Below are 25,398 nucleotides of genomic sequence, written 5' to 3' on the forward strand. Positions count from 1 at the left end.
CGGGTTATATGTGTCCGGGTTCAACGCTGCCCGGCAGGCAAAAATCCTGCCGGGTCATGTCCCAAACATCGGTTTATTTCCCGCTTTTTACCTTCGTCCATGCGCGGGTACGTACACGATCGATCTTCGGATCCTGTACTTTCAGTGTGAACAGCTTGGCGCGAACATCTGCAGGCGGGTAGATACCCGGGTTGTCACGAACTTCAGGGCTGACCAGAGCCGTCGCTTCTTTGTTGGCATTGGCATAAAACACGTGGTCGGAGATATGCGCAATCACATCAGGGCGCAGCAGGTAATTGAGGAACTGATAGGCTTCATCTTTGTTTTTCGCATCGGCAGGCATCGCGAATACGTCAAAGAACGCCATTGCACCTTCTTTAGGAATTGAGAAGGAGATATTGACGCCATTTTTCGCTTCTTTCGCACGGTTTGCCGCTTGCCATACGTCCCCTGCCCAGCCAATCGCGACGCAGGTATCACCGTTTGCCAGGTCGTTAATATATTGCGAGGAGTGGAAGTAGCGAATATTTGGGCGCAGCTTCAACAGCAGGTCAGTTGCCGGTCCGGTGTAATCATCCGCTTTGGTACTGTTTGGGTCTTTACCCAAATAGTTCAGCACCGTGGCAAACACCTCTTCGGGCGCATCGAGGAAAGAGACGCCGCAGCTTTTGAGTTTTTCCAGATTTTCCGGTTTGAGGATCAAATCCCAGCTGTTAACCGGCGCATCCGGCCCCAGCACCGCTTTGACTTTATCCACGTTATAGCCAATACCGGTCGTAGCCCACATATACGGCATCGCGAACTTGTTGTCCGGATCGTGTTTACCCACCAGCTTCAGCAGTTCAGGATCAAGATTTTTCCAGCCCGGCAATTTGCTCTTATCCAGCGGCTGGAATACGCCCGCAGTCAGTTGACGCTCAAGGAAGCTGGCAGAAGGAACGACAAGATCAAAGCCGGTGCTGCCAGCCATGAGCTTACCTTCCAGTACTTCATTGGAATCAAATACGTCATAGATAACTTTAATTCCGGTCTCTTTTTCAAAATTAGCCACCGTGTCCGGGGCGATATAATCAGACCAGTTATATATATGCAGCGTTTTTTGTTCAGCAGCGAGCGTGCCGGCAGAGATGGCCATCAGAGCACCCGCAACCAGGCCTGATAACCATTTTTTATTTAAGGCGGTCATAATCTCTTTCCTTCTGAAAGTTCGTTAACAAACGAACAAAAATGTCACACTCTAATGATATGCAAGAAACGTGCATATTCTTTCATGCGGCACCGATGAAAAGAGAGACCTCTCCTCATGCCGCTGTTGCTCGCTGGCATCCGCCGATGCATTCAACACACATTGTGGCCACAGGTCAGGTCACAAGGGGTTGTTTAAATGATGACGTTGGTAAGCTTCGCAAGAATAACTTTAGCCAGGAATTGTGGATATAGCCCAGATTAAAAAACGTCTTTTATCAATTTTTTATGCAGGAATTGTCTATGACATAAAGCGGAAGGCGCTGAATCGAGGTGAATAATTCTTTAATGAAAGGTTAAATGCAGAATAAAAACAGGCAATACGCAACCGCTCTGGCAGCGGCTGCGCAATATATGTCCAGATTCAGGAAGAATTAATGGAGGAAATGAATTTCAGCGGTGCTGTTTTGCGCATCTTCTTCAGCATTAAATAACAGCTGATGCGCTCCGGCTTCGAGGATCACCATCGATATTTGCTCTTCGCTCTGGCGAACAAAACATTCAAACTGCTCAAACGTTACGCCCGGCGTAACGGATAAAGACTGGCAAACCACCAGCTTTGGCAGATTATCATCCTGCATATCCAGAAAAGCTTTCACAGTCAGTGAACTGGCATTGATCGCAGACAGATCGGCTGCCAGTGGCAGCAATGCAGAAGGTCTGACTTCCGCCATCGCAGAAAACAGAATGACGTTATCGACCAAATCAACTTTTGCATCAAAGATGCCGTCAAAATTCTGCATGTGTGGCAAGTGCAGCGCCTGACAGGTATCGCATTCAAAAAAACTCATGCCCAGGTCGTCGAGCCATTGACGCAACGTATCCAGAGTGGGAACGACCAGTGATGTCATAATAATGTGCGACCTCTATTGATGAAAAAAATACCGGCACAGCTTACGCAAAAAGAGCGTGTCATACCACGATCGCAATCGATATTGTGTTTAGCCGCCGATTTTAAGACAAAATTCAGGCGTAGCATGGCGCTCGATCCACTGGATCATCTTGCCGGCAATGTCTATCCCGGTGGTTTTCTCGACCCCTTCCAGACCCGGAGAAGCGTTAACCTCCATGACCAGCGGCCCACGTTCTGCACGCAGAATATCAACACCTGCAACATCCAGCCCCATGGTCTGAGCGGCTTTGAGCGCAATTTTTCTTTCGCGCGGCGTGATATTCGCAATAGTCGCCACCCCGCCGCGATGGAGATTAGATCGAAAATCGCCCTCTTTAGCCCGTCGTTCAATGGCGGCCACTACTTCATCGCCCACCACGAAACAGCGGATATCCCGCCCTTGCGCTTCTTTGATATATTCCTGAACCAGGATATGGGCATTCACCCCACGAAAGGCATCTACCACGCTTTCTGCAGCCTGCCGCGTTTCCGCCAGCACCACGCCGATCCCCTGGGTGCCTTCAACCAGTTTCACCACCAACGGCGCACCGCCAACCATGTCAATCATGTCGCTGGTATCGTCCGGAGAGTGAGCAATTCCGGTGATGGGTAAATCAATTCCCTGACGCGCCAGCAGTTGTAGCGAACGCAGCTTATCGCGCGCTCGCGTAATCGCTACCGATTCATTCAACGGATAGCTACCCAGCATCTCAAACTGGCGCAGCGCCGCCGTCCCATAAAAGGTAATCGCGGAACCAATCCGCGGGATCACCGCGTCGAAATGGGGAAGCTGACGGCCCTTGTAATGAATAGAGGATGCCGCCGGGCTGATGTTCATATAGCAAGAAAGGGGATCGATAACTTCAACCAGGTGACCGCGCTGCATCGCCGCTTCACGCAGGCGTTTACAAGAATAGAGCGTTCCGTCCCGGGACAAAATGGCAATTTTCACCCTGCACCTCTCTGAATGACCTGGTAAAAGCTGGCGTATCATACACTGGGTTAAAATCTTTAGCGCGTGGCCCATCCCTGTTTATGCAAATATTCCAGGATAAAGGGGCGACTTTCTTTAATGATGGTACGGCGAATATGATCGCTCCAGGTGTCGCGACGGGTATTGCTTCCTCGGGTCAGATAGTACTGCGCGAGCTGCTCATCATATTGCGCCAAAACATCGCTGTTGAGTGGCTGGTATTGGTTTTCATGCACCACAAGCGACGCGGGCAGCCGCGGCTTGATATCCGGGTTATCCGCAGGCCAGCCGAGGCACAATCCAAAGAGCGGCAGAACATGTTGCGGAAGCTTCAGCAGTTCGGTGACCGGCTCAATATTGTTACGCAAACCGCCAATAAACACGCCGCCAAGTCCCAGCGACTCTGCCGCCGTCAATGCATTTTGCGCCATCATTGCAGTATCAACCACGCCCAGCAGCAGCTGTTCCGCCAGCCCAAGTTGCGCGTCAGGGCAAATCTGCAAATGACGGTTAAAATCAGCGCAAAACACCCAGAACTCAGCGGCCTGAGCCACATGCTTTTGGCCGCCAGATAAGGTAGCCAGTGATTCACGCAGGGATTTATCCGTTATGCGAACGATCGTCGTGCACTGTAGAAAACTGGAGCTTGACGTTCCCTGAGCGGCGGCAATAATCGCCTCACGCTGTGCATCCGAAATGGCATCATCAGTAAAATGGCGAATGGAACGGTGGCTGCGAAGTAAATCAATGGTTGGAGTCATCTCTTTTGTCTCTGTCTGAATCAGTTGAATCACCGGGTGCGCGAGACATCAGTTGCGGTGCCAGCAATTGAGCAACACGCCACATCAACGCCACCGCAGCAGGGAGCATCAGCAGTATGCCCAGAAATATCATCACCACGCAGGCTAACGGGCTGTTAAGCGGTGCGGGCAAGGTGAGGTAATCGTTAAGCGATAGCAGCGCCAGCGATAACAAAACCATCCCAATTATTTCCAGCATCAATACGCTTTTGGGTAATACACCAATTGTGCGCATACGCGGCCTCCCGGTGAAATGGCTTCCATTATAAAACGTTCCGGCTTGCCGTGTTTAACAGATATAGCTTGAGGATATCAAAGCAACAGGCTGAACCTGCTTTCCATCCGTCACAAATCGCGGCATCATAACAAGTATTGCCATCCGGCCTGATAAGTTCGAGGAGAAAGAGATGTTTGCCGTTATTTTTGGTCGCCCAGGGTGCCCGTATTGCGTGCGCGCAAAAGAATTAGCAGAAAAATTAAGCAGTGAGCATGAAGATTTTAACTTCCGCTACATTGATATCCATGCTGAAGGAATTACCAAAGCAGATCTGGAAAAGACGGTAGGTAAGCCAGTTGAAACCGTTCCGCAGATTTTTGTCGATCAAAAACACATCGGCGGCTGCACGGATTTTGAAGCTTGGGCAAAAGAGAACATGAATCTGTTCGCCTGATAGCGGTTTCTACGCCCTCACCTTGAGGGCGTCATCAGTTCTTTTTCCGCCGTTGATGCTGATTGAATAAGCTACTGATAAATAAAAAACATAATGCGCCAAGTGCGCACCAAAACACCGCACTAAACAACCACGCCAGCTCTTGCCACAATGAACGCGTCGGCATAAAAACGAACCGCATCAGTAACAGGCAGCACGGCGCCGCCAATATTGCACCAAGCAGGGGTTTGAGCACTTCCCGACGATGGGAAAAAAAGCTTGCTGCAGCACCAGGTAAGATAAAAAACAACAATCCGACCTCAGGATGCCCTGCCGCTCTGAATGCCCCTTTCACGTTCAGCGTTAATGAAAGACACACCACAATAAAGAGCACAAAGCAGCAGACCGCACTCGCCCAACTTTGCTTATGTTTCAATCGTTCCTCCTGACACATTCTCTATCGAACACTCTTTTCGCCCGCAGGCGTCCAGTCAGATAAAGTAACTCGGCATTCCATGCCAAAAACACACCCACACGATTCTTATAGCCGTTGATACGTAATGAGATTAAACTAACCGCATATATTGTTATGCTGCATTATTCGGGGCTGTGTACGATGCTATCGCCCCTTAATTTCTGGCAAAAACATTAGCGTAAATTGCCATTTCTTTCAATAGCTTACTAGTAAACAAGAAGTTAGTCTCCGTGAATATAAACGTCGCAGATTTGTTAAATGGGAATTACATCCTGTTATTATTTGTGGTCCTGGCTCTGGGCCTGTGTCTGGGCAAATTACGTCTGGGTTCAGTCCAACTCGGTAATTCCATTGGCGTTTTAGTGGTCTCCCTATTATTAGGTCAGCAGCACTTTAGTATTAACACCGATGCATTAAATCTCGGCTTTATGCTGTTTATTTTTTGCGTCGGCGTCGAAGCCGGTCCCAACTTTTTTTCGATTTTTTTTCGCGATGGGAAAAATTATCTAATGCTTGCCCTGGTGATGGTCGGTAGCGCAATGCTGATCGCGTTGGGGCTGGGTAAGCTATTTGGCTGGGACATCGGCCTGACGGCGGGTATGCTGGCTGGCTCGATGACCTCAACGCCGGTGCTGGTCGGCGCGGGTGATACCTTGCGCCATTCAGGAATGACAGGGACACAACTTTCAAGTGCTCTCGATAACCTGAGCCTGGGTTACGCCCTCACCTATTTGATTGGTCTGGTCAGCCTGATTGTTGGTGCGCGCTATTTGCCGAAACTGCAGCATCAGGATCTGCAAACCAGCGCCCAACAAATCGCGCGTGAACGAGGTCTGGACACCGACGCCAATCGTAAAGTGTACCTCCCGGTGATCCGCGCCTATCGCGTTGGCCCTGAGCTAGTGGCATGGGCTGATGGTAAAAATCTGCGCGAACTGGGTATTTATCGCCAGACCGGTTGTTACATTGAACGCATCCGTCGCAACGGCATTCTGGCCAACCCGGATGGTGATGCGGTGTTGCAAATGGGCGATGAGATAGCCCTGGTGGGTTATCCGGACGCCCATGCTCGCCTCGATCCCAGCTTCCGTAACGGTAAAGAGGTGTTCGATCGCGATCTGCTCGATATGCGCATCGTCACTGAAGAAATTGTGGTGAAAAACCACAATGCCGTTGGTCGTCGCCTGGCCCAGTTGAAACTGACCGACCATGGTTGTTTCCTGAACCGCGTGATCCGTAGCCAGATTGAAATGCCTATTGATGACAACGTCGTACTCAATAAAGGCGACGTGTTGCAGGTCAGCGGTGATGCTCGTCGCGTGAAAACCATTGCCGATCGTATCGGCTTCATTTCCATTCACAGTCAGGTGACCGATCTGCTGGCCTTCTGCGCCTTCTTTATCATCGGTCTGATGATCGGGATGATCACCTTCCAGTTCAGTAATTTCAGCTTCGGCATCGGGAATGCGGCTGGACTGCTGTTCGCTGGGATCATGCTGGGCTTCCTGCGAGCCAACCACCCCACATTTGGCTATATCCCACAGGGTGCGCTGAATATGGTGAAAGAGTTTGGCCTGATGGTATTCATGGCAGGCGTCGGTTTAAGCGCAGGCAGTGGCATTGGTAATGGCCTGGGTGCCGTCGGTGGTCAAATGTTGATTGCCGGTCTGGTAGTCAGCCTGGTTCCGGTTGTCATCTGTTTCTTGTTTGGTGCTTACGTATTGCGCATGAACCGTGCCCTGCTGTTTGGTGCCATGATGGGCGCACGTACCTGTGCTCCAGCAATGGAAATCATCAGCGACACCGCACGCAGCAACATCCCTGCGTTAGGCTATGCCGGGACTTACGCGATTGCTAACGTTCTTCTGACATTAGCGGGGACACTCATCGTCATTGTCTGGCCTGGCCTTGGTTAGCGCTGAAATTTTCCCTTAATTGAAAAATTTTTGCAGGTAAGCAGAACTTTTCTTCAAGGCGTCAGTCATAACTATTGCCACTGCTTTTCTTTGATGTCCCCAATTTGTGGAGCCCATCAACCCCGCCATTTTGGTTCAAGGTTGATGGGTTTTTTGTTGCCTGAAATTTGCGTTCATCGCCTTCCACCTCTGAAACGCCCCTCTAATTTGCAGCATGCCGGTTATGGCACATACTTTAAAACGGTGCTTTATCGGGGATGGGGGTTAGTCATGTTGCTTACTGGCAAAGTCGCAGTAATTTTTGGTGGCAGCGGGGCTATTGGTAGCGCGGTTGCGCAGGCCATGGCGCGCGAAGGAGCCCATGTGTGTCTGGGTGCTCGCAGCCAGGAAAAACTTGATCGGACGGCCAGTATTATCCGAACGGCAGGTGGTACAGTCGAAACCTTTATCACCGATGTACTCGACGAGCACAACGCATCGAAGGAAGTTACCCGCCTTGCGCAGCAAACTGGTGGAATAGATGTGGTGGTTAACGCAACGGGATTTATGCACGAACAGGGCAAACGCATTAACACATTATCCCTCTCTGAGTTTATGAGCGGCATCACCCCTTTCCTCTCGGCGCAGTTCAATATCGCTAAAGCCGTAACGCCGCACATGGGCGGCAATCGTGCGGGCGTCATTCTCAGCGTTGTTGCCCCCGCGGCCCCGATGGCGATGCCTGGTCATCTGGGTCATATTGTTGGTTGTGCAGGAACAGAGGCTTTTATTAAAGCGTTCGCCAGCGAGGTAGGACCGGCAAATATCCGGGTCGTCGGCGTGCGCTCGCATGCGATTGTGGATGCTGTTGCAGCTGGCTCCTATACCGGAGAAATTTTCTCCGCCAAAGCACAGTCAATGGGTTTAACCGTCGATCAATGGTTAGGGGGTGCGGCGCAAAGTACCATGCTCGCGCGCCTGCCTACGCTTGCACAAATCGCTGAGGTCATGACCTTTCTTGCTTCAGACCATGCCAGCGCCATGACCGCGACGGTGGTGAATATTACCGGAGGCGCTACGCACAGCTGACTGTCGCGGGTATCCCTGCAATACGCTCCACCATCAGCAAGATATCTTCTCGCTGCAGCGGTTTTTTGTCCGTGACAAAATGCAGCGTCATTCCTTCAATAAACGCATCCAGCGCCCGCGCAGTAACCGGGTCAAACCACTGCTCCAGCGTTTGTTGGCTGCGTAGCATCCAGTTCTGCATCACCGTTTTCAACGCTGGTTTACGGCTGGCAAAAGCATACAGCTGATACATGAGCTCCATATTATCAGGCGTTGTGACCTGAGAGCCGTAAATCATATCGGTAATGGCATGGCAAGCCTGCGACGCATCCTTAACGTCGGCAAAAAAGTCCTGATACTGCAACAGCATCCTGTCAGTAAAACGGCCAAATGCCTCCATCAAAAGCTCATCAATTCCCGAAAAGTAATAGGTCATAGAACCCAGTGGCACCTCGGCAATCATAGCGATTTTACGATGTGTAACCCCATGAATACCATGGGCTATTACTGCATCCAGAGTCGCCTGAACTATTTTTTCCCGCCGCTGCGGATCGTTTGCACGTCGCACTACATTTCCTCTTCTTGCATTTGTGTACAAATGTACACAGTCTTGCTAATGTTGTCTCCTTCCCTCTTTTCTTTGGCTCGAATTCATGACTGGCATCTCATCACGCAAAGCCTTAAGACGTCGCACCTGGGCGCTGTTCACGTTCTTCTTTTTACCAGGATTATTAATGGCCTCCTGGGCAACGCGTACCCCTGCCATCAGAGATATCCTCTCCATCTCCACTGCCGAAATGGGCGCGGTGTTGTTTGGGCTCTCTATTGGTTCGATGAGTGGCATACTTTGTTCGGCCTGGCTGGTGAAACGATTTGGCACGCGTAAGGTGATTCGCACCACCATGTCTTGTGCCGTCCTCGGAATGGCGATCCTCAGCGTAGCGCTCTGGCTGCATTCCGCATGGCTTTTCGCGTTTGGCCTGGGCGTATTTGGCGCCAGCTTTGGTGCGGCAGAAGTTGCCATCAACGTCGAAGGTGCAGCCGTTGAGCGCGAAATGAACAAAACCGTGCTGCCGATGATGCACGGTTTTTACAGCCTGGGAACGTTGGCAGGGGCTGGAGTTGGAATGATGCTTACCGCCTTCAGCGTCCCGGCTACCGCGCATATCATTTTGGCTGCAATGGTTGCTATCACACCTATTTTCATCGCCATCAAAGCTATTCCTGACGGCACGGGCAAAAATGCCGCTGACGGTTCTCACTCCGGTGAAAAAGGACTGCCTTTTTATCGTGATATCCAGCTATTGCTGATCGGCGTTGTAGTGCTGGCGATGGCATTTGCTGAAGGTTCCGCCAACGACTGGCTTCCACTGTTAATGGTGGACGGACATGGATTTAGCCCGACATCAGGCTCGCTGATTTATGCCGGTTTTACGCTGGGTATGACCGTTGGGCGATTTACCGGTGGCTGGTTCATCGACCGTTACAGCCGCGTTGCGGTGGTGCGCGCCAGTGCGCTGATGGGCGCTCTCGGGATTAGCCTGATTATTTTTGTCGACAGCTCCTGGGTGGCCGGTGTGTCCGTTATTCTGTGGGGACTCGGCGCATCGCTCGGTTTCCCGCTGACCATTTCAGCCGCCAGCGACACCGGCCCCGATGCACCGACCCGCGTCAGCGTCGTGGCGACCACCGGTTACCTGGCGTTCCTTGTTGGACCACCGCTGCTAGGCTATCTGGGTGAACACTATGGCCTGCGCAGCGCTATGTTGGTGGTGCTGGCGCTGGTGCTTGTCGCCGCCGTCGTCGCGAAAGCGGTAGCGAAACCGGATCTCAAAAATACTACGGTGATGGAGAACAGCTAATGAGTATCAAATTAATTGCGGTCGACATGGACGGCACATTTTTAAGCGACCAAAAAACCTATAACCGTGAGCGCTTTATGGCGCAATACCGCCAGATGAAAGAACAAGGGATCCGCTTTGTGGTCGCCAGCGGCAACCAATATTATCAGTTGATTTCCTTTTTCCCCGAACTGGCCAATGAGATCTCATTTGTCGCCGAAAACGGCGGTTGGGTGGTCAGTGAAGGAGAAGATGTCTTTAACGGCGAACTGGCTAAAGACGATTTCCATGCCATCGTAGATCATCTGCTGACCCGCGCCGATATCGACATTATTGCCTGTGGTAAAAACAGCGCCTATACGTTGAAACAGTACAGCGATGAGCATAAGAACGTTTCCGCCATGTACTATCATCGTCTCGAATTTGTAGATAATTTTGACAATCTTAACGACGTTTTCTTCAAGTTCGGGCTGAATATTTCCGACGACCGAATTCCACAGGTACAGGCCGATCTCCACGAGGCGATTGGCGATATTATGGTACCGGTGCATACCGGCTACGGCAGCATCGACTTAATAATACCCGGCGTGCATAAGGCTAACGGTCTGCGCCTGCTGCAACAACGCTGGAATATTAACGACGACGAGGTTGTTGTGTTTGGCGATGGCGGAAATGATATTGAGATGCTGCGTCAGGCGGGATTTAGTTTCGCAATGGCCAACGCTCACGAACCGGTTGTCCAGGCGGCAAAATATCGTGCAGGCTCGAACAACAAAGAGGGCGTGCTGGATGTTATCGACCGCGTGTTAAAGAATGAAGCACCGTTTACGCATTAACGGCTCAGCACAGACGGCAACAAAATGATGGCATGATCTATTCATAATCCGCCTCAAATTAACCCGCTGGATTATTACTTCCAGTGAATATTTCAGGCGAGCGGATCATGAAGAAAAGTGTACTGATGGCGACATTGTTGCTGGGCTTTGCGGGGACAACATTTGCACAGAGCGTTACCGTTGATGTCCCCAGCGGTTATAAAGTGGTGGTAGTGCCCTCTTCCGTCAGCGTCCCGCAGGCGGTCAGCGTAACGACCGCACCACAAACGGTATATGTTGCTCCAGCGCCTGCTCCGGCCCCTGTCTATCGCGCACATCCTTATGCGCGACATGTGGCAAGCGTCGGTGAAGGGATGGTTATCGAACATCAGATTGACGACCACCACTAAGTTGTCGCCAGGCCCAGACAACCGTAATACTGGTCAGTTAAGATCTTTGGTGAGCGGTAGGCCGGATAAGGCGTTTACGCCGCCATCCGGCAATTTGCTACAGGCCGCCGGATAGCGCTTCGCTTATCCGGCCTACAGGGTGATTCTATTATCAACATAATGATGAATTTATCGGCGTCATTATGCTTATCTGCGCTGGATTGCGGACAACCGGGCCTTAACCTTCCCGGGAATTCCCTACCCGTTTATCTTTCAGGAAGATAACCATCAAAATCAGCCACAGTACGCCGCTTGCCAGATTGAACAAGCTGAACAAGCCGTTCCCTCCAAGCAGATACGCGTGTTTACTCAGCTCAATACCGACGGTAAAAATCAGCATCTGCAACATACCCATTGCGGCAGAAACAGTACCTTTACTCATTTCGCTGGCAAACAGCGTCAGGCGCACCAGCCCCGCATTCGCCACGCCAATGCCAAACGCATAGATACTCAAACCTGCCGTCATCCATAGATATGCATGAGATGACACTACCGTGGCCGCAGCAGCAATAATCAGGCCAACGGCGATTGGCCAGCCGCCCATGATAATTAGCGAACGCACGGTTTTTCGCGAAGTCAGACGCGCCAGCACCAGGTTACCAGCAATCAACGCGCCAAAAATCGGCACCTGCAACAGACCATATTCGTAGCTGCTGAGATGTTCACCACTGATGATAATAATCGGGGACTGCGCAATCCACGCCAGTAACGGCAGGCTGACAAAACCCAACGCCAGTGCGCCTGCAACGAAGCGCACGTTCCTAAGCACCAGCTTATAATCCTTGCCCAACTCTTTAATGGACAGTTTTTCACCAAGCCGGGTTGCCGTTTCCGGCATCGCGCGTTGCAGACCAAAAAAGGAGATGGCCGCCAGAGCAGCAAACAGGATAAACATCCCTTCCCACGGCAGAACATGTACCCAGGCTGCGCCTACCAACGGACCCAGCAGTGGCGCAATCAGCGCCACGTTTGCCATCAGCGCGGTAATTTTTATGCAGACCGCTTCTTCAAAGGATTCCTGAATGGCGGCGTAACCCACCGCACCAATAAAGCACAGGCTTATCCCCTGTAAAAAACGCAGGAAGGTAAATTGCTCAATATTCTGTGCAAGCAGGGTTGCAAGGCAGGTAACGATGAACCAGATCACACCGGTTAACATTACCGGGCGACGACCAATACGGTCCGACAACGGTCCTAACAACCACTGCAAAAACATGCCGCCTGCCAGATAGGCGGTCATGGACGTAGGTACCCAATCTAATCCGGCGTTATATTGCGCCACCACCGCCAACATTCCGGGCTGGATCATATCGTTGCCGATATAAGTGGAGAATTCGTAAAGCACCAGACAGAGCGGGAAAAGTAATGCCTGACGCCCTAAACGAACGCCTGAAGATAAACGGTTCTGCATGCAATCTCTTAACTATAGAAAAATCGCGCAAAGTGTAATAAATGCGCCGTACTGGTGATAGTGAATTATGTGATTTGAAAGCAAAATGCGCACATTTTTACACTCATTTGCTCAAGAACATTTTGCTTTAAGGTTAATTTAAGTTGAGACCGCTATCATGTTCAATAAGTCTCATTAATTGTCTTAAAAATCGTCATTTAACAGGCAAATAAGACAAGACCGCTTTTTATCCCGTGAAAGCAATTTTATGCTCTCCCCAAATGGGTCTATTTAACGATTACACTGAGTCTGGACGTTATGCTGGAAAATCTGAACAATTCGCTTTTTTACTTGATCAATGCAACACCCGACTCTGCGCAATGGGCAATTTCGCTCGCCATTTTCATTGCCAAAGATCTGATCAGCATTGTGCCGCTGTTAGCCGTTGTGCTCTGGCTTTGGGGACCTCGTGGTCAGGTTACGCTCCAGCGCCAGTTGGTCATCAAAATGGGCATTGCGTTGGTAGTCGGTCTGACGATTTCTTGGCTGATGGGGCATCTTTTCCCCCACGATCGTCCGTTCGTTAACCACATCGGCTATAACTTCCTGCACCATGCGGCGGATGACTCTTTCCCGAGCGACCACGGTACGGTTATCTTTACCTTTGCTCTGGCCTTCCTGTTCTGGCATCGCTTGTGGACGGGTGCTCTGCTGATGGTTGTCGCCGTGGCGATTGCCTGGTCACGAGTTTACCTTGGCGTTCACTGGCCGCTGGATATGCTGGGCGGATTACTGGCCGGGTTGATCGGCTGTCTGAGCGCCCAGATGATCTGGCAACGGTTCGGCACAACCTTGTACCTCGGCCTGCAGACGTGCTATCGCACCTGCTTCGCTCTCCCCATCCGTAAAGGTTGGGTACGTGACTAACCCGCGGTAAAAAGAGTAGTATTAAGCGCGAAACTGAGCACTTATTCTATTCTCCAGGGGAACTATGGAAACTCGACGCGACGAGCGTATTGGTCAATTACTGCAGGCGCTGAAACGCAGCGATAAATTACACCTCAAAGAAGCCGCGACGTTGCTGGGCGTATCTGAGATGACCATTCGTCGCGACCTGAATAATCATGATGCTCCCGTCGTGCTGCTCGGGGGCTATATTGTTCTGGAACCCCGCAGCGCTAACCACTATTTAATCAGCGATCAAAAATCCCGTCTGGTTGATGAAAAGCGTCGCGCTGCCCAGCAGGCGGCGAGTCTCGTGCAGGCGCATCAGACCATCTTTTTCGATTGCGGTACGACCACGCCGTGGATCATTGAAGCGATCGACAATGAACTGCCCTTCACCGCAATCTGCTACTCGTTGAATACGTTTCTGGTGCTGCAGGAAAAACCGCAGTGCCGCGTCATTCTGTGTGGTGGTGAATTCCATGCCAGTAACGCGATTTTTAAACCACTCGATTTCCAGGAAACGCTGAACAACCTCTGTCCGGATATCGCCTTTTATTCTGCGGCAGGTGTTCATATCGAGAAAGGCGCGACCTGTTTTAATCTGGAAGAACTGCCGGTGAAGCACTGGGCGATGTCGATGGCGCAGCATCATGTTTTGGTGGTCGATCACAGCAAGTTTGGCAAGGTGCGACCTGCGAGAATGGGGGAATTGAAACGCTTTGATACCATCATCAGTGATAACCGCCCTGACGATGAGTTTGTTGAGTACGCTAAAGCACAACGTATCACGCTGAAGTACTAACAGATACTGCCGGACGGCGATTGCGCCATCCGGCAATAAATAAGATTACGAGAACCAACCACCAAACCACTGGTGGAATTTCATCATCACAAAGTCCCACATGCGGCTAAAGAAACCACCCTCTTCCACATCTTCCATCACCATCAACGGACGCTGCTCAATGGATTTTCCGTTCAACTGGAAGTCGATAGTGCCCACAACCTGACCTTTCTTCAGCGGTGCAGTTAGCTGTGGTTCAGTCAGGGTAAAGCTGGCCTTCAGGTTTTTGAGCTGGCCACGCGGAATGGTCACAGAACCCCCTTCTCCGGCGCCCAAATTCACTTCACTCTTATCGCCAAACCAGACGCGCTGGGTGACGAAAGTCGCATCCGGCTTGATCGGCGTAACGGTTTCAAAGAAACGGAAGCCCCAGGTCAGCAGTTTTTCTGACTCATTGAAACGAATGCGGTCGGTTTTTGCTCCCAGCACCACGGAGATCAGGCGCATATCGCCCTGGGTCGCGGAGGCCACCAGGTTGTATCCCGCCCCGGCAGTGGTCCCGGTTTTCATACCGTCCACGTTCAGGTTGGTGCTCCACAACAGACGGTTGCGGTTCGGCTGGCGGATTTTATTGAAGGTAAATTCTTTCTCTTTGTGAATAGCGTACTCTTCCGGCACATCGTGGATTAACGCCTTCCCGAGCAACGCCATATCACGTGCGGTACTGAACTGTCCTGCCGCATCCAGGCCGTGTACCGTCTGGAAAGTCGTGTTGGTCAGCCCCAGTTTTTTCGCATAGCCGTTCATCAGACCAATAAAGGATTCCTGACTGCCGGCAACGTAATCAGCGAGTGCAATACAGGCATCGTTACCTGACTGAATGATAACGCCTTTATTCAGATCGGACACCGCAACCTGATCGCCGGGCTTGAGGAACATGACCGACGAACCGCGCAGGGCTGGATTACCGGTCGCCCAGGCGTCTTTGCCCACGGTGACCATGTCGTTGAGGTTAATTTTTCCGGCCTTCAGCGCCTGCCCAACCACATAGCTGGTCATTATTTTGGTCAGACTGGCAGGATCCAGTTTCTCATCAGCATTACCTTCCGCCAGCACCTTACCACTGGCGTAATCCATCAGAATCCACGCGCGCGCGTCCACGCTCGGCGGGGCCGTCGGTTGCTCCGCCGCCTGTACGGTCGGCGCCAAAAGGATTAAGAGTGCAGAACCTGCAGCAAAGCTGCGAAGTGAAGAGAAGTATTGCGTCATAAATGCCACCCGAGTATCCATTCCAAAAAACCACGTCATACCACACCGTGTTTACACAAAACCGGCCAAGCGACCTCGACCAACCCATGCAGAAAAAGTCTGATGGATGACGTGTAAAATAAGTGCGGTGAGTAATAACGCACTAACGAGCTTAAAGAAACCGTAAGTTGGTAAAGTTTTTAAAGTTTATGCAATAACGCCGCGGTGCGCTGCTCCTGGCACGATTTTTTTAGACTTTGTTGCGTAAATATTAGGTTTACCCCACCATGTGAGCTAGTCAGATGGCATCTGCAGCCATAAAGCTGCTCAATTAATTTGCGGGGTTACTATGATTACACTGTGGGGTCGCAATAACTCGACCAACGTAAAAAAAGTATTGTGGACGCTCGAGGAACTGGAACTGCCGTATAACCAAATTCTGGCGGGCGGACAGCATGGCGGTAACCGCGATGCCGACTATCTGGCACTGAACCCGAACGGACTGGTCCCGCTGCTACGCGATGATGAAACAGACGTTGTTCTGTGGGAATCCAATACCATTGTCCGCTATCTGGCCGCTCAGTACGGACAAAAACGTTTGTGGATTGACGCCCCGGCCGCGCGCGCAGTCGGTGAAAAATGGATGGACTGGGCAAATCAGACTCTAAGCCCTGCGCATCGGGTTATCTTATTTGGTCTGGTCAGAACACCTGCCGATCAGCGCGATATGGCGGCCATTGAGGCAAGTAAGCAAGTTTGCGAGAACCTGTTTGCCATTCTGGATAACGCGCTGGCAGACCAGCCATGGTTCTCCGGCGCTGAATTTGGCACCGCGGATATCGCTGTGGCACCGTTCATCTATAACCTGTTCAACGTTGGTCTGAGCTGGACCCCGCGCCCGCATCTGGAACGCTGGTATCAACAACTGACCGAGCGCCCGGCGTTTCAAAAAATCGTGATGATCCCGGTCAGCTAACCAAATCAGGGACTCACTTTCAGTAATTCCCCGTCGGACTCGTCGGTTAACACGTACAAATAACCGTCTGGTCCGACGCGCACATCACGGATCCGCTGCCCCCTTTCCTGCAACAGACGACCATCCTCAGTGACCGTATTCCCTTTAACGCTCAGCACGATCACTTCTTTATCTTTCAACGCGCCGATGAACAACTTTTGCCGCCACTGCGGGAAGGTATCACTATTGTAAAAAGCCATTCCACTAACCGCCGGCGACTTTTCCCAATAAAAGATGGGTTGTTCCGTGCCAGCAACAATTTGACCTTTTGCTTCGGGAATTTTCAAACCACTGTAGTTAACACCCCAGGTCGCGATAGGCCAGCCGTAGTTGTTCCCTTTCTCGGGGATATTGATTTCATCGCCTCCGCGTGGACCATGCTCATTGAGCCACAACACATCACTCCACGGATTCATCGCCATACCCTGCGGGTTGCGGATGCCATACGACCAAATCTCTGCCCGCGCTCCTGCCATGTTCACAAACGGATTATCCGGCGGAATTTTTCCCTCGTCGGTCAGTCGGACTAATTTACCCTGCAATTTATCCAGGTCCTGGGCGGTAGCGCGTTGATTATTCTCCCCCAGGCCAATAAACAGATAACCGTTACCATCAAATACCAGACGTCCACCAAAATGGTTTCCGGTGGAAAGCTTTGGCTGTTGGCGAAAAACGGTCTGAAATCCTTGCAGATGTTTGAGATCGTCACTCAATCGCCCGTAGCCTACCGCAGTGCCCGCTTTGCCTTCGCGGTCGGCTTCAGCGAAGCTTAGCCATACCCGGCGAGATTGTGCAAAATCCGGTGCTAACGCCACATCAAGCAGTCCTCCCTGACCATTTGCCCAAACTTTGGGTACGCCGGTCAGCGGGTCGGAAAGCCCTTTATCAGGCTGCCAGAGTCGAAGCTGTCCACCTTTGAGCGTAATGAGCATACCGCGGTTATCGGGTAAAAAAGCCAGTGACCATGGGTGATCGAGTTTAGTTTGCAGCACTTCCACTTTTACCGCGGCGGCATAAGTTGAAAATAGCGCAAGTGGAATAGCACAGAGAAAGAGTCGACGCATAACACCTCCTTAATGGCTCTGCATAAAGCGTAGCCAGCAAGGGGAATTATCCCGCTACATTTACATAATCTTGACGAAAAGGGGGAGCGCCCTCCCCCTGATTCAGACGTGTTCCAGCGTTGGGTAAGATTGCAAACTCTGGATACTTAGCGTCAGCGTTGTCAGGCAGTTTTCCAGTTTCTCTGCGTTAACGGCGATAAACGTTGGACAATCGTGATGTCCACTCATAAGACAAACAGCGGCGGCGGCTAACGCCCCTTCAGCACGATGAAGGGCATTCCACTCTTCCTGATCAAGATGCATACCGTGAAGCTGTGATTGCTCGTGCAATTCGCGATTCAGTGCAAAAAAAACATCACGCAGGCGATCGCTCTCGCTAACTGACATGTAGCCTTTCGCTTTTCTCAACTGCAGATAAGCGGCAAGTTCGATACGGGCGTTTATCAATTTGTTGAGAAGATCGGTTCTCAGTCTGTCAACAACCATACTTTGTTCCTCCTCTTTCCAACTATGGTGCAACTTAATAGTATGGTTGTTTTTTGAACAAATAGATGTCCTACATCAATAAAGCCCAATTGATTAACATAATTTACAATGTTACAACTTCATCCGGTACGCTTATCGAAAGCGCCCAGTGTCTGACTCGCCTGACTTTTTTTGCTATACCTGATGTGGTTACTGCCATGGTGTTGATGATGAGGGGTCTATGTCGAAAGCAAATGATGCAGAAAAGATACGCACACTATCAAAAATAGATCTCAATCTGCTGACCATTTTCTGTTTGATCTATAGCGTGGGTAGCATTTCCAGAGTCGCTGACATGCTGAACATCTCACCTTCCGCCGTCAGCCAGTCATTAAGAAAACTGCGCGAAATGATGGGGGATAATCTGTTTGTCCGTAGCGGGAATGCACTGTTACCGACGGTCTATTCTGATGAACTGTATGATAATACAATCCCAATTATCGATAAGCTGTCAACGCTGATGCCGCTTTCCACGCCTGCCACCAAAAAAAGGTTAACGCTTTATACGGAATCTTTTATTTCCCCTATCGTTATTCCAGATGTCACCGCCAGAATAATCGAGACTGACGCCGATATCAGCCTCCTGCACCTTACCGCCGACCTGAATGAACAGAGTATTATTGAACTGCTGAATATGCGTCAGGCAGATGCCGTTTTTTCTACCTTTTCTGTAGAGTCAGCAAGTCTTTCATGCCAGAAAATATGCGATATGCGCCTGGTGCTGGCGGCCTCGCAGAATAATTCTTTATATGGTAACACCATCAGTGAAGCGCAATTCAGAAACGCTAACCTGGTCGGTTACAATACTAAGAATGAGAAAATCATTTATCATCGCAGTATTGTAGATAAAAAATTTAGAACCGGAGAACGCTGCCTGCTTACCTCATCGTTTACGGCGATTCTGACGATTGTGTCCAATACACATTGTTTAGGGGTAATCCCGGAAAAGGTATTTGAAACACACGCTCACCTGTATGGACTAAAAAAAATAAACACTCCGTTTCCCTTGCCGCAATTTAGCGTGTTTGCCTCATCGCGCAAAGAAAGTAATACCCACAAAATCCTCTCACCTATTCTGGCTGATTTGCAAACAGCCTCCCTGTTATGAAAACCAGAGAGGCTGAGCGTTAGAAATACTGGCTACACGCGTATTTTTGCTATGCGCCAGATATGGTCAGCATATTCCTGAACCGTTCTGTCCGACGAGAAATACCCCATGTTAGCAATATTATGCATGGTTTTTGTCGTCCACTCCCGGGGAGTACGATACAACTCGTCCACCGCATCCTGACAATCTACATAGCTGCGGTAATCTGCCAACACCTGATAGTAGTCGCCGAAGTTAATCAATGAATCCAACACCTCCCTATAACGCCCTGGCTCCTGCGGACTAAACATCCCCGTACCGATTTGCGTCAGCACCTGATGAAGTTCCTCATCCTTTTCAAAGATGTACCTCGGGTCATAGCCATCACGTCGCAGAGTTTCAACCTGATTCGCCGTATTGCCAAAGATAAAGATGTTATCTTCCCCAACGTATTCGCGCATTTCGATATTCGCACCGTCGAGCGTACCGATAGTGAGCGCACCATTCATACCGAATTTCATATTGCTGGTCCCGGAGGCTTCCGTCCCGGCCAGGGAAATTTGCTCTGACAGATCGGCTGCCGGAATAATTAGCTGAGCGAGACTGACGCTGTAATCCGGGATAAACACTACTTTCAGTTTGCCGCCAATCTGCGGATCGTTATTGACTAACTGCGCCACATCGTTAATCAAGCGAATAATTTGTTTTGCCATGTGATAAGAGGAGGCTGCTTTTCCGGCAAAGATATTCACTCGCGGTACCCAGTTGGCATCCGGCGCGGCTTTAATTCGGTTATAGCGTGTAATAACGTGGAGCACATTCATGAGTTGCCGCTTGTACTCGTGGATGCGTTTCACCTGCACATCAAACAGCGCATCAGGATTCACCACCACGCCATAGTGGGTGGCAATATGGTGCGCCAGTCGCTGCTTATTTTTACGTTTCGCACGATGCACAGCCTCATTCACCGACGGATAATCTATAAACTGCTTCAGCTCGCCCAACTGCATTAATTTAGTCCGCCAGCTGTCACCGATATTTTCGTCCAGCACTTTGGCAAGCGGTGGATTCGCCAGCGCCAGCCAACGACGCGCAGTCACACCATTGGTTACGTTGGTGAAACGCAGGGGAAAAATATTCGCAAAATCTGCAAACAGTGATTCGGTCATCAGTTTTGAATGCAATGCCGACACGCCGTTTACCTTATGACTGACAACTACCGCCAGCCAGGCCATACGCACCACACGACCATTGGACTCATCAATTAACGACACACGTTTTAGCAGATCGCTGTCATTACGATAACGTTCCTGTAAGGTCTTCAGAAAACGATCGTTAATCTCAAAAATAATCTGCAAATGGCGCGGCAAAATTCGACTTAGCATTTCTACTGGCCAGGTCTCAAGCGCCTCACTCATCAACGTATGGTTGGTATAAGAAAAAATCTGACAAGTCACGTCAAACGCGTTATCCCAACTAAACTGATGATGATCAATCAATAAACGCATCAACTCAGGGATCGCCAGTACCGGATGCGTATCATTAAGGTGAATCGCAATTTTATCGGCCAGATTGTCGAAAGTTTTGTGCAACTGATAATGACGACTCAGAATATCCTGAATCGTCGCCGAGGCCAGGAAATAGGCCTGGCGTAAACGCAATTCACGCCCCGCATCGGTGGAATCATCCGGGTACAAAACCCGCGAGATACGATCGAAGTGGTATTTGTTTTCCACTTCAGTAGCAAAGTCGTCCTGCTGATTCAGTTTGCCCGCATTAACTTCGCTATTCACCTGCACGTTCCACAAGCGCAACGTATTAGTCGTGTCCGTCGCATAACCTGGAATAATTTGATCATGCGCCACGGCCAGAATATCCTCGGTTTCAAGCCAGCGGGTTTTATTCCCCTCCTGTTGAACACGCCCGCCAAAACGTACTTTATAATGCGTATTATGACGTTTAAACTCCCAGGGATTACCGTATTCCAGCCAATAATCGAGCGACTCTTTTTGTACACCGTTAACGATATTTTGTTTGAACATACCGTAGTTATAACGAATACCGTATCCACATCCCGGCAACCCAAGCGTCGCCAGTGAATCAAGGAAGCAGGCCGCCAGACGACCGAGACCACCATTACCTAACCCGGGATCGTTTTCTTCATCAATCAGTTCTTCCAGTTCAAGCCCCATTGCCTCCAGCGCGCTTCTGACTTCGTCATAAATACCTAAAGAGAGCAATGCATTGGATAGCGTACGACCAATTAAAAATTCCATCGACAGATAATATACCTGGCGCGCATCCTGAGAGAATTGCGCCCGATTAGAACGGTGCCAGCGCTCGACCATCCGATCGCGTACCGCATATAATGTCGCATTAAGCCACTCCCGTTTCGTGGCGATTGCGGGATCTTTGCCAATTATGAATAAAAGTTTATTAGCAATATCATCTCTAAGTTTATCAACATCAGAGTCCGTGACGACCGGAAGTGGCGAAATATACATATTAACGTTACCTTTCAAATTTTGCAGGATGGTAATAGACAGGTGAATTATTTAAAGTTTGGGTACGTGAGCGTTAGCTTTTTGTCGAATATTTTCATGACTGGCTATAAACGTTAATTCTGTCATTAATACACGCCAACTTAAGCCTGTGGCAAGCGAGATATAATATAAACTCACACCATTAGCATAAAGAGTTTTAGCCATTTCAAGTTTCGACTTCAAAACAATATCTTTCAAATTTAACCTCATTAGTAACGCTCGACGAGATAAAATTTACGATAATGAGTGCCTATAGCCAAGAAGCGGCACTTAAAGCCGGAATTAGACTCACTAAACACCTTTCACTGACCGATCTACTCTTTATAGGTATCGCTCTTTATTCTCTCCGTCTTATGCCGATCAGATATAGATGTACCGTGAAGGCATCTGTATAATCCCCCGATTACGAGCAATGTACAGTATAAGAAAATGGCAAAAATTGGTTTTATATCACTAGGTTGTCCGAAAAACCTCGTCGATTCTGAGCGCATCCTGACCGAACTTCGTACCGAAGGCTATGATGTTGTGCCAAGCTACGACGACGCGGATATGGTTATCGTTAATACCTGCGGCTTTATCGACAGTGCGGTTCAGGAGTCCCTGGAAGCAATTGGCGAAGCGCTGAACGAGAACGGTAAGGTGATCGTCACCGGCTGTCTGGGCGCGAAAGTCGATCAGATCCGTGAAGTCCACCCGAAGGTGCTGGAAATCACCGGGCCGCATAGCTATGAACAGGTTCTGGAGCACGTTCACCACTATGTGCCAAAACCAAAACACAACCCGTTCCAGAGTCTGGTTCCTGAGCAGGGCGTTAAGCTGACTCCTCGCCATTACGCCTATCTGAAGATTTCCGAGGGCTGTAACCACCGCTGCACGTTCTGCATTATTCCATCCATGCGCGGTGATCTGGTGAGCCGTCCGATTGGCGACGTCCTCAGCGAAGCCAAGCGTCTGGTCGATGCGGGCGTGAAAGAGATTCTGGTAATCTCTCAGGATACCTCAGCGTACGGTGTAGATGTGAAGCATCGTACCGGTTTCCATAACGGCGAGCCGGTCAAAACCAGCATGGTTGATCTGTGCGAACAGTTATCAAAACTGGGGATCTGGACGCGCCTGCATTACGTCTACCCTTACCCGCACGTTGATGATGTGATCCCGCTGATGGCGGAAGGCAAAATCCTGCCGTATCTGGACATCCCGTTACAGCATGCCAGCCCGCGTATTCTTAAACTGATGAAACGCCCGGGCTCCGTGGACAGACAGCTGGCGCGCATCAAGCAGTGGCGTGAAATCTGCCCTGAACTGACGTTGCGATCCACTTTCATTGTTGGTTTCCCGGGTGAAACGGAAGAAGACTTCCAGATGTTGCTCGACTTCCTGAAGGAAGCGCGTCTGGATCGCGTGGGCTGCTTTAAATACAGCCCGGTAGAAGGCGCTGGCGCTAATGACCTGCCGGATCAAATCCCGGAAGAGGTGAAAGAAGAACGCTGGAACCGCTTTATGCAATTGCAGCAGCAGATCTCTGCTGAACGTTTGCAAGAGAAAGTGGGCCGCGAGATTCTGGTTATCGTTGATGAAGTTGACGAAGAAGGCGCAATTGGTCGTAGCATGGCTGATGCTCCAGAAATCGACGGCGCGGTATACCTGAATGGTGAAACCAAGGTGAAACCTGGCGATATCATCCGCGTGAAGGTCGAAAACGCAGATGAATACGATCTGTGGGGCACCCGCGTTTAATTAGCGTAACCCAACGTAGGCCGGATAAGGCATTTATGCCGCATCCGGCAATGCCTGATGGCGACGCTGAAGCGTCTTATCAGGCCTACGGTTTACCCTTTTATCTTCGGGTCCAGCGCGTCACGCAGACCATCTCCCAGTAAGTTAAACGCCAGCACAGTCAGGAATATCGCTACCGCCGGGAAAATCGCCACGTGCGGTGCGATCACCATATCAGCGCGCGCTTCATTAAGCATTGCCCCCCACTCCGGCGTCGGCGGCTGTGCGCCTAATCCCAGAAATGACAGGCTCGCGGCAGAGATGATCGACGTGCCAATTCGCATGGTAAAAAAGACCACGATCGATGAGACCGTTCCAGGCAGAATATGGTTGAAGATGATGGTCGCATCGCTGGCACCAATACTACGCGCAGACTCAATAAACGTCTGTTGCTTCAGCACCAGCGTATTCCCACGCACCAGGCGCGCGAAGGCTGGAATGGAGAAAATGGCCACGGCAATGATCACGTTAGCAATACCGCTGCCCAGCACAGCGACCACGGCTATCGCCAGCAATATTCCCGGAAAGGCGAACAGCACATCGCAGATTCGCATGATCAGTCGATCCCACCAGCCTTCGTAGTACCCCGCCAGCAGACCCAGAACCGTACCAATCGCCGCGCCAATAAATACGGCAAAGACCCCTGCCGCCAGCGAGATTTGCGCCCCAACCAGCACGCGGCTAAAGATATCCCGTCCCAGTGAGTCAACGCCAAACCAGTGCAGCATCGATGGCCCGTCATTCAGACGGTCATAATCGAAGTAATTCTCGGCATCAAATGGCGTCAGCCAGCGGGCAAAAATCGCTACCACGATCAGGAGCAATACAAACAGCCCAGCGACCATCGCCATGTGCTGTCGACGGAACCGACGCCAGAACTCATGCCACGGTGTGCGTATCTGCTCTGGCTTAACAAGGGGCATCGCATTTAAAATCGCCTGTCGGCGCCAGTTAAAAAATCGCATCCTTACTTGTACCTGATAGCCGGATTAATGGCAGCGTAGAGCACATCCACCACTAAGTTAATAAGAATAAATTCCAGAGAAAACAACAGCACCTCGGCCTGAATCACCGGGTAGTCGCGCATTTCGACGGAGTCCACCAACAGCCGCCCAAGCCCGGGCCAATTGAACACCTTCTCAACCACGATTGAACCACCAAGCAAAAAGCCAAACTGTAGTCCCATCATGGTGACCACCGGGATCATCGCATTACGCAGACCATGTTTTAACACTACCCAAGTTTCACTCACCCCTTTAGCCCGCGCGGTGCGCATATAATCTTCGCTGAGCACATCAACAAACGAGGCGCGAGTAAATCGGGCTAACACCGCAGCCACCGCCGCGCCCAGCGTAATAGACGGGAGGATGTAGTGAAGCCAGGTGTCTGCGCCCACGGTAGGCAACCAACCGAGTTCAACGGAGAATATCTGCATCAGCAGCATGCCAAGCGCAAACGCCGGGAACGAGATCCCGGTGACCGCCAGCGTCATGCTTAATCTGTCCGGCCAGCGATTGCGCCATACGGCAGCAATGATCCCCGCCGTCATACCAAACAATACCGCCCACGCCATACTGGCAATAGTCAGCCATAGTGATGGCATAAAACGACTGGCTATCTCTTCAGAAACCGGGCGACGAGAAACCATCGAGGTGCCAAAATCGCCTTGCAACACATTGGTCATGTAATGCCAGAACTGAACGTGCAGCGGCTGGTCCAGACCCAGCTGCTTGCGCACCAGTTCAATAACCTCGGCGTCAGCTTCCGGTCCGGCAATCAGCCGGGCCGGATCGCCGGGTAGCAGGTGAACAAATAAAAATACCAGCACCGCAACAATCAACAGAGTTGGAATCAACCCCAGCAGGCGCTTGAAAACATAGTTAAGCATCAGGCTCCCTTCGTCGGCCCCTGTGCTAAG

26 protein-coding genes are annotated in these 25,398 nt (G+C 50.6%); 11 read left to right on the forward strand and 15 right to left on the reverse strand.

The window, feature by feature from the left end:
- Positions 1-73: 73 nt before the first annotated feature.
- From potF to JQN59_RS15275, 5 genes are all read right to left on the reverse strand, one after another.
- Positions 74-1,186, reverse strand: coding sequence for a spermidine/putrescine ABC transporter substrate-binding protein PotF (potF, locus tag JQN59_RS15255; protein ID WP_003831664.1), 1,113 nt, complete (start codon positions 1,184-1,186; stop codon positions 74-76).
- A 433-nt stretch (positions 1,187-1,619) separates the two neighbouring features.
- Positions 1,620-2,096 (reverse strand): YbjN domain-containing protein, encoded by a 477-nt coding sequence (locus JQN59_RS15260; RefSeq protein WP_003831662.1) that lies wholly within the window; start codon positions 2,094-2,096, stop codon positions 1,620-1,622.
- Between the two features lie 90 nt (positions 2,097-2,186).
- Positions 2,187-3,089 (reverse strand): 30S ribosomal protein S6--L-glutamate ligase, encoded by a 903-nt coding sequence (gene rimK / locus JQN59_RS15265; RefSeq protein ID WP_048214587.1) that lies wholly within the window; start codon positions 3,087-3,089, stop codon positions 2,187-2,189.
- 59 nt (positions 3,090-3,148) lie between these two features.
- A complete protein-coding gene (gene nfsA, locus JQN59_RS15270) occupies positions 3,149-3,871 on the reverse strand; it encodes a nitroreductase NfsA (protein ID WP_008784243.1) in 723 nt (240 codons plus the stop codon).
- Positions 3,855-4,145, reverse strand: coding sequence for a DUF1418 family protein (locus JQN59_RS15275; RefSeq protein WP_048214588.1), 291 nt, complete (start codon positions 4,143-4,145; stop codon positions 3,855-3,857). Before JQN59_RS15275 ends, nfsA begins: the two co-directional genes overlap by 17 nt.
- Before the next feature lie 172 nt (positions 4,146-4,317).
- Here JQN59_RS15275 and JQN59_RS15280 point away from each other — a divergent pair, with 172 nt between their 5' ends.
- Entirely contained in the window at positions 4,318-4,581 is a 264-nt protein-coding gene (locus tag JQN59_RS15280; RefSeq protein ID WP_008784241.1) for a GrxA family glutaredoxin, read from the forward strand.
- A 34-nt stretch (positions 4,582-4,615) separates the two neighbouring features.
- On the opposite strand, the gene JQN59_RS15285 is transcribed toward JQN59_RS15280, so the two are convergent.
- Positions 4,616-4,996 (reverse strand): inner membrane protein YbjM, encoded by a 381-nt coding sequence (locus JQN59_RS15285; protein WP_048214589.1) that lies wholly within the window; start codon positions 4,994-4,996, stop codon positions 4,616-4,618.
- A 269-nt stretch (positions 4,997-5,265) separates the two neighbouring features.
- On the opposite strand from JQN59_RS15285, the gene JQN59_RS15290 reads away from it, so the two are divergent.
- Positions 5,266-6,951, forward strand: coding sequence for an aspartate:alanine antiporter (locus JQN59_RS15290; RefSeq protein ID WP_003831652.1), 1,686 nt, complete (start codon positions 5,266-5,268; stop codon positions 6,949-6,951).
- A gap of 270 nt (positions 6,952-7,221) precedes the next feature.
- Positions 7,222-8,019, forward strand: a complete 798-nt coding sequence (locus tag JQN59_RS15295; RefSeq protein ID WP_149607138.1) for an SDR family NAD(P)-dependent oxidoreductase — start codon at positions 7,222-7,224, stop codon at positions 8,017-8,019.
- Here JQN59_RS15295 and JQN59_RS15300 read toward each other — a convergent pair.
- On the reverse strand, positions 8,006-8,566 hold the full coding sequence (locus JQN59_RS15300; RefSeq protein ID WP_103015124.1) for a TetR/AcrR family transcriptional regulator: 561 nt from the start codon (positions 8,564-8,566) through the stop codon (positions 8,006-8,008). The two genes, JQN59_RS15295 and JQN59_RS15300, sit on opposite strands and share 14 nt — an antisense overlap.
- Before the next feature lie 85 nt (positions 8,567-8,651).
- Here JQN59_RS15300 and JQN59_RS15305 point away from each other — a divergent pair, with 85 nt between their 5' ends.
- The 3 genes from JQN59_RS15305 (at position 8,652) to JQN59_RS15315 (ending at position 11,064) form a co-directional block, all read left to right on the forward strand.
- Positions 8,652-9,860 carry an MFS transporter gene (locus tag JQN59_RS15305; protein WP_103015125.1) on the forward strand — a complete coding sequence of 403 codons (1,209 nt, stop codon included), beginning with the start codon at positions 8,652-8,654 and terminating at the stop codon, positions 9,858-9,860.
- On the forward strand, positions 9,860-10,675 hold the full coding sequence (locus JQN59_RS15310) for a Cof-type HAD-IIB family hydrolase (RefSeq protein WP_149607137.1): 816 nt from the start codon (positions 9,860-9,862) through the stop codon (positions 10,673-10,675). Before JQN59_RS15305 ends, JQN59_RS15310 begins: the two co-directional genes overlap by 1 nt.
- Before the next feature lie 107 nt (positions 10,676-10,782).
- Positions 10,783-11,064, forward strand: a complete 282-nt coding sequence (locus JQN59_RS15315) for a hypothetical protein (protein WP_003831642.1) — start codon at positions 10,783-10,785, stop codon at positions 11,062-11,064.
- A 217-nt stretch (positions 11,065-11,281) separates the two neighbouring features.
- On the opposite strand, the gene JQN59_RS15320 is transcribed toward JQN59_RS15315, so the two are convergent.
- Complete coding sequence (locus JQN59_RS15320; RefSeq protein ID WP_008784235.1) at positions 11,282-12,514, reverse strand: MFS transporter; 1,233 nt, start codon at positions 12,512-12,514, stop codon at positions 11,282-11,284.
- A gap of 297 nt (positions 12,515-12,811) precedes the next feature.
- Here JQN59_RS15320 and ybjG point away from each other — a divergent pair, with 297 nt between their 5' ends.
- Complete coding sequence (gene ybjG, locus JQN59_RS15325; protein WP_103015126.1) at positions 12,812-13,420, forward strand: undecaprenyl-diphosphate phosphatase; 609 nt, start codon at positions 12,812-12,814, stop codon at positions 13,418-13,420.
- A 64-nt stretch (positions 13,421-13,484) separates the two neighbouring features.
- The gene (deoR, locus tag JQN59_RS15330) at positions 13,485-14,243 is read left to right on the forward strand and encodes a DNA-binding transcriptional repressor DeoR (RefSeq protein ID WP_048214595.1); all 759 of its coding nucleotides are present in this window, start codon (positions 13,485-13,487) and stop codon (positions 14,241-14,243) included.
- A gap of 45 nt (positions 14,244-14,288) precedes the next feature.
- Here the strand turns inward: deoR and dacC are convergent, their stop codons facing one another.
- Entirely contained in the window at positions 14,289-15,491 is a 1,203-nt protein-coding gene (gene dacC / locus JQN59_RS15335) for a serine-type D-Ala-D-Ala carboxypeptidase (protein ID WP_020996521.1), read from the reverse strand.
- A 328-nt stretch (positions 15,492-15,819) separates the two neighbouring features.
- Here dacC and JQN59_RS15340 point away from each other — a divergent pair, with 328 nt between their 5' ends.
- Positions 15,820-16,446, forward strand: a complete 627-nt coding sequence (locus JQN59_RS15340) for a glutathione S-transferase family protein (RefSeq protein WP_032942804.1) — start codon at positions 15,820-15,822, stop codon at positions 16,444-16,446.
- Positions 16,447-16,451: 5 nt separating this feature from the next.
- On the opposite strand, the gene JQN59_RS15345 is transcribed toward JQN59_RS15340, so the two are convergent.
- The gene (locus tag JQN59_RS15345; protein WP_149607136.1) at positions 16,452-17,549 is read right to left on the reverse strand and encodes a PQQ-dependent sugar dehydrogenase; all 1,098 of its coding nucleotides are present in this window, start codon (positions 17,547-17,549) and stop codon (positions 16,452-16,454) included.
- A gap of 102 nt (positions 17,550-17,651) precedes the next feature.
- Entirely contained in the window at positions 17,652-18,035 is a 384-nt protein-coding gene (bssR, locus tag JQN59_RS15350) for a biofilm formation regulator BssR (RefSeq protein WP_008784229.1), read from the reverse strand.
- Positions 18,036-18,255: 220 nt separating this feature from the next.
- Between bssR and JQN59_RS15355 the strand changes: the two genes are divergently transcribed.
- Positions 18,256-19,182, forward strand: coding sequence for a LysR family transcriptional regulator (locus JQN59_RS15355; RefSeq protein ID WP_048214596.1), 927 nt, complete (start codon positions 18,256-18,258; stop codon positions 19,180-19,182).
- 32 nt (positions 19,183-19,214) lie between these two features.
- Here the strand turns inward: JQN59_RS15355 and glgP are convergent, their stop codons facing one another.
- Together glgP and JQN59_RS15365 are read right to left on the reverse strand one after the other, a co-directional pair.
- Positions 19,215-21,665: a glycogen phosphorylase gene (glgP, locus tag JQN59_RS15360; protein ID WP_149607135.1), complete on the reverse strand. Its 2,451-nt coding sequence runs from the start codon at positions 21,663-21,665 to the stop codon at positions 19,215-19,217.
- A gap of 51 nt (positions 21,666-21,716) precedes the next feature.
- Positions 21,717-21,902, reverse strand: coding sequence for a glycine cleavage system protein T (locus JQN59_RS15365; protein WP_223240755.1), 186 nt, complete (start codon positions 21,900-21,902; stop codon positions 21,717-21,719).
- Between the two features lie 231 nt (positions 21,903-22,133).
- Here JQN59_RS15365 and rimO point away from each other — a divergent pair, with 231 nt between their 5' ends.
- Complete coding sequence (rimO, locus tag JQN59_RS15370; RefSeq protein WP_003831616.1) at positions 22,134-23,441, forward strand: 30S ribosomal protein S12 methylthiotransferase RimO; 1,308 nt, start codon at positions 22,134-22,136, stop codon at positions 23,439-23,441.
- Between the two features lie 92 nt (positions 23,442-23,533).
- On the opposite strand, the gene gsiD is transcribed toward rimO, so the two are convergent.
- Positions 23,534-24,445: a glutathione ABC transporter permease GsiD gene (gene gsiD, locus JQN59_RS15375; RefSeq protein WP_032942798.1), complete on the reverse strand. Its 912-nt coding sequence runs from the start codon at positions 24,443-24,445 to the stop codon at positions 23,534-23,536.
- 2 nt (positions 24,446-24,447) lie between these two features.
- Positions 24,448-25,368, reverse strand: a complete 921-nt coding sequence (gsiC, locus tag JQN59_RS15380) for a glutathione ABC transporter permease GsiC (protein ID WP_032942797.1) — start codon at positions 25,366-25,368, stop codon at positions 24,448-24,450.
- Positions 25,369-25,398: the final 30 nt, after the last annotated feature.

This window comes from Citrobacter sp. B72, assembly GCF_016894305.1.
GTDB lineage: Bacteria > Pseudomonadota > Gammaproteobacteria > Enterobacterales > Enterobacteriaceae > Citrobacter > Citrobacter portucalensis.

What these genes read in the sequence shown, in the direction of transcription:
- potF (WP_003831664.1), bottom strand. Translation starts at nt 1,186, where the DNA reads ATGACCGCCTTAAATAAAAAATGGTTATCAGGCCTGGTTGCGGGTGCT.
- JQN59_RS15260 (WP_003831662.1), bottom strand. Translation starts at nt 2,096, where the DNA reads ATGACATCACTGGTCGTTCCCACTCTGGATACGTTGCGTCAATGGCTC.
- nfsA (WP_008784243.1), bottom strand. Translation starts at nt 3,871, where the DNA reads ATGACTCCAACCATTGATTTACTTCGCAGCCACCGTTCCATTCGCCAT.
- JQN59_RS15275 (WP_048214588.1), bottom strand. Translation starts at nt 4,145, where the DNA reads ATGCGCACAATTGGTGTATTACCCAAAAGCGTATTGATGCTGGAAATA.
- JQN59_RS15280 (WP_008784241.1), top strand. Translation starts at nt 4,318, where the DNA reads ATGTTTGCCGTTATTTTTGGTCGCCCAGGGTGCCCGTATTGCGTGCGC.
- JQN59_RS15295 (WP_149607138.1), top strand. Translation starts at nt 7,222, where the DNA reads ATGTTGCTTACTGGCAAAGTCGCAGTAATTTTTGGTGGCAGCGGGGCT.
- JQN59_RS15305 (WP_103015125.1), top strand. Translation starts at nt 8,652, where the DNA reads ATGACTGGCATCTCATCACGCAAAGCCTTAAGACGTCGCACCTGGGCG.
- JQN59_RS15310 (WP_149607137.1), top strand. Translation starts at nt 9,860, where the DNA reads ATGAGTATCAAATTAATTGCGGTCGACATGGACGGCACATTTTTAAGC.
- JQN59_RS15315 (WP_003831642.1), top strand. Translation starts at nt 10,783, where the DNA reads ATGAAGAAAAGTGTACTGATGGCGACATTGTTGCTGGGCTTTGCGGGG.
- JQN59_RS15320 (WP_008784235.1), bottom strand. Translation starts at nt 12,514, where the DNA reads ATGCAGAACCGTTTATCTTCAGGCGTTCGTTTAGGGCGTCAGGCATTA.
- ybjG (WP_103015126.1), top strand. Translation starts at nt 12,812, where the DNA reads ATGCTGGAAAATCTGAACAATTCGCTTTTTTACTTGATCAATGCAACA.
- deoR (WP_048214595.1), top strand. Translation starts at nt 13,485, where the DNA reads ATGGAAACTCGACGCGACGAGCGTATTGGTCAATTACTGCAGGCGCTG.
- dacC (WP_020996521.1), bottom strand. Translation starts at nt 15,491, where the DNA reads ATGACGCAATACTTCTCTTCACTTCGCAGCTTTGCTGCAGGTTCTGCA.
- JQN59_RS15340 (WP_032942804.1), top strand. Translation starts at nt 15,820, where the DNA reads ATGATTACACTGTGGGGTCGCAATAACTCGACCAACGTAAAAAAAGTA.
- JQN59_RS15345 (WP_149607136.1), bottom strand. Translation starts at nt 17,549, where the DNA reads ATGCGTCGACTCTTTCTCTGTGCTATTCCACTTGCGCTATTTTCAACT.
- bssR (WP_008784229.1), bottom strand. Translation starts at nt 18,035, where the DNA reads ATGGTTGTTGACAGACTGAGAACCGATCTTCTCAACAAATTGATAAAC.
- JQN59_RS15355 (WP_048214596.1), top strand. Translation starts at nt 18,256, where the DNA reads ATGTCGAAAGCAAATGATGCAGAAAAGATACGCACACTATCAAAAATA.
- glgP (WP_149607135.1), bottom strand. Translation starts at nt 21,665, where the DNA reads ATGTATATTTCGCCACTTCCGGTCGTCACGGACTCTGATGTTGATAAA.
- rimO (WP_003831616.1), top strand. Translation starts at nt 22,134, where the DNA reads ATGGCAAAAATTGGTTTTATATCACTAGGTTGTCCGAAAAACCTCGTC.
- gsiD (WP_032942798.1), bottom strand. Translation starts at nt 24,445, where the DNA reads ATGCGATTTTTTAACTGGCGCCGACAGGCGATTTTAAATGCGATGCCC.
- gsiC (WP_032942797.1), bottom strand. Translation starts at nt 25,368, where the DNA reads ATGCTTAACTATGTTTTCAAGCGCCTGCTGGGGTTGATTCCAACTCTG.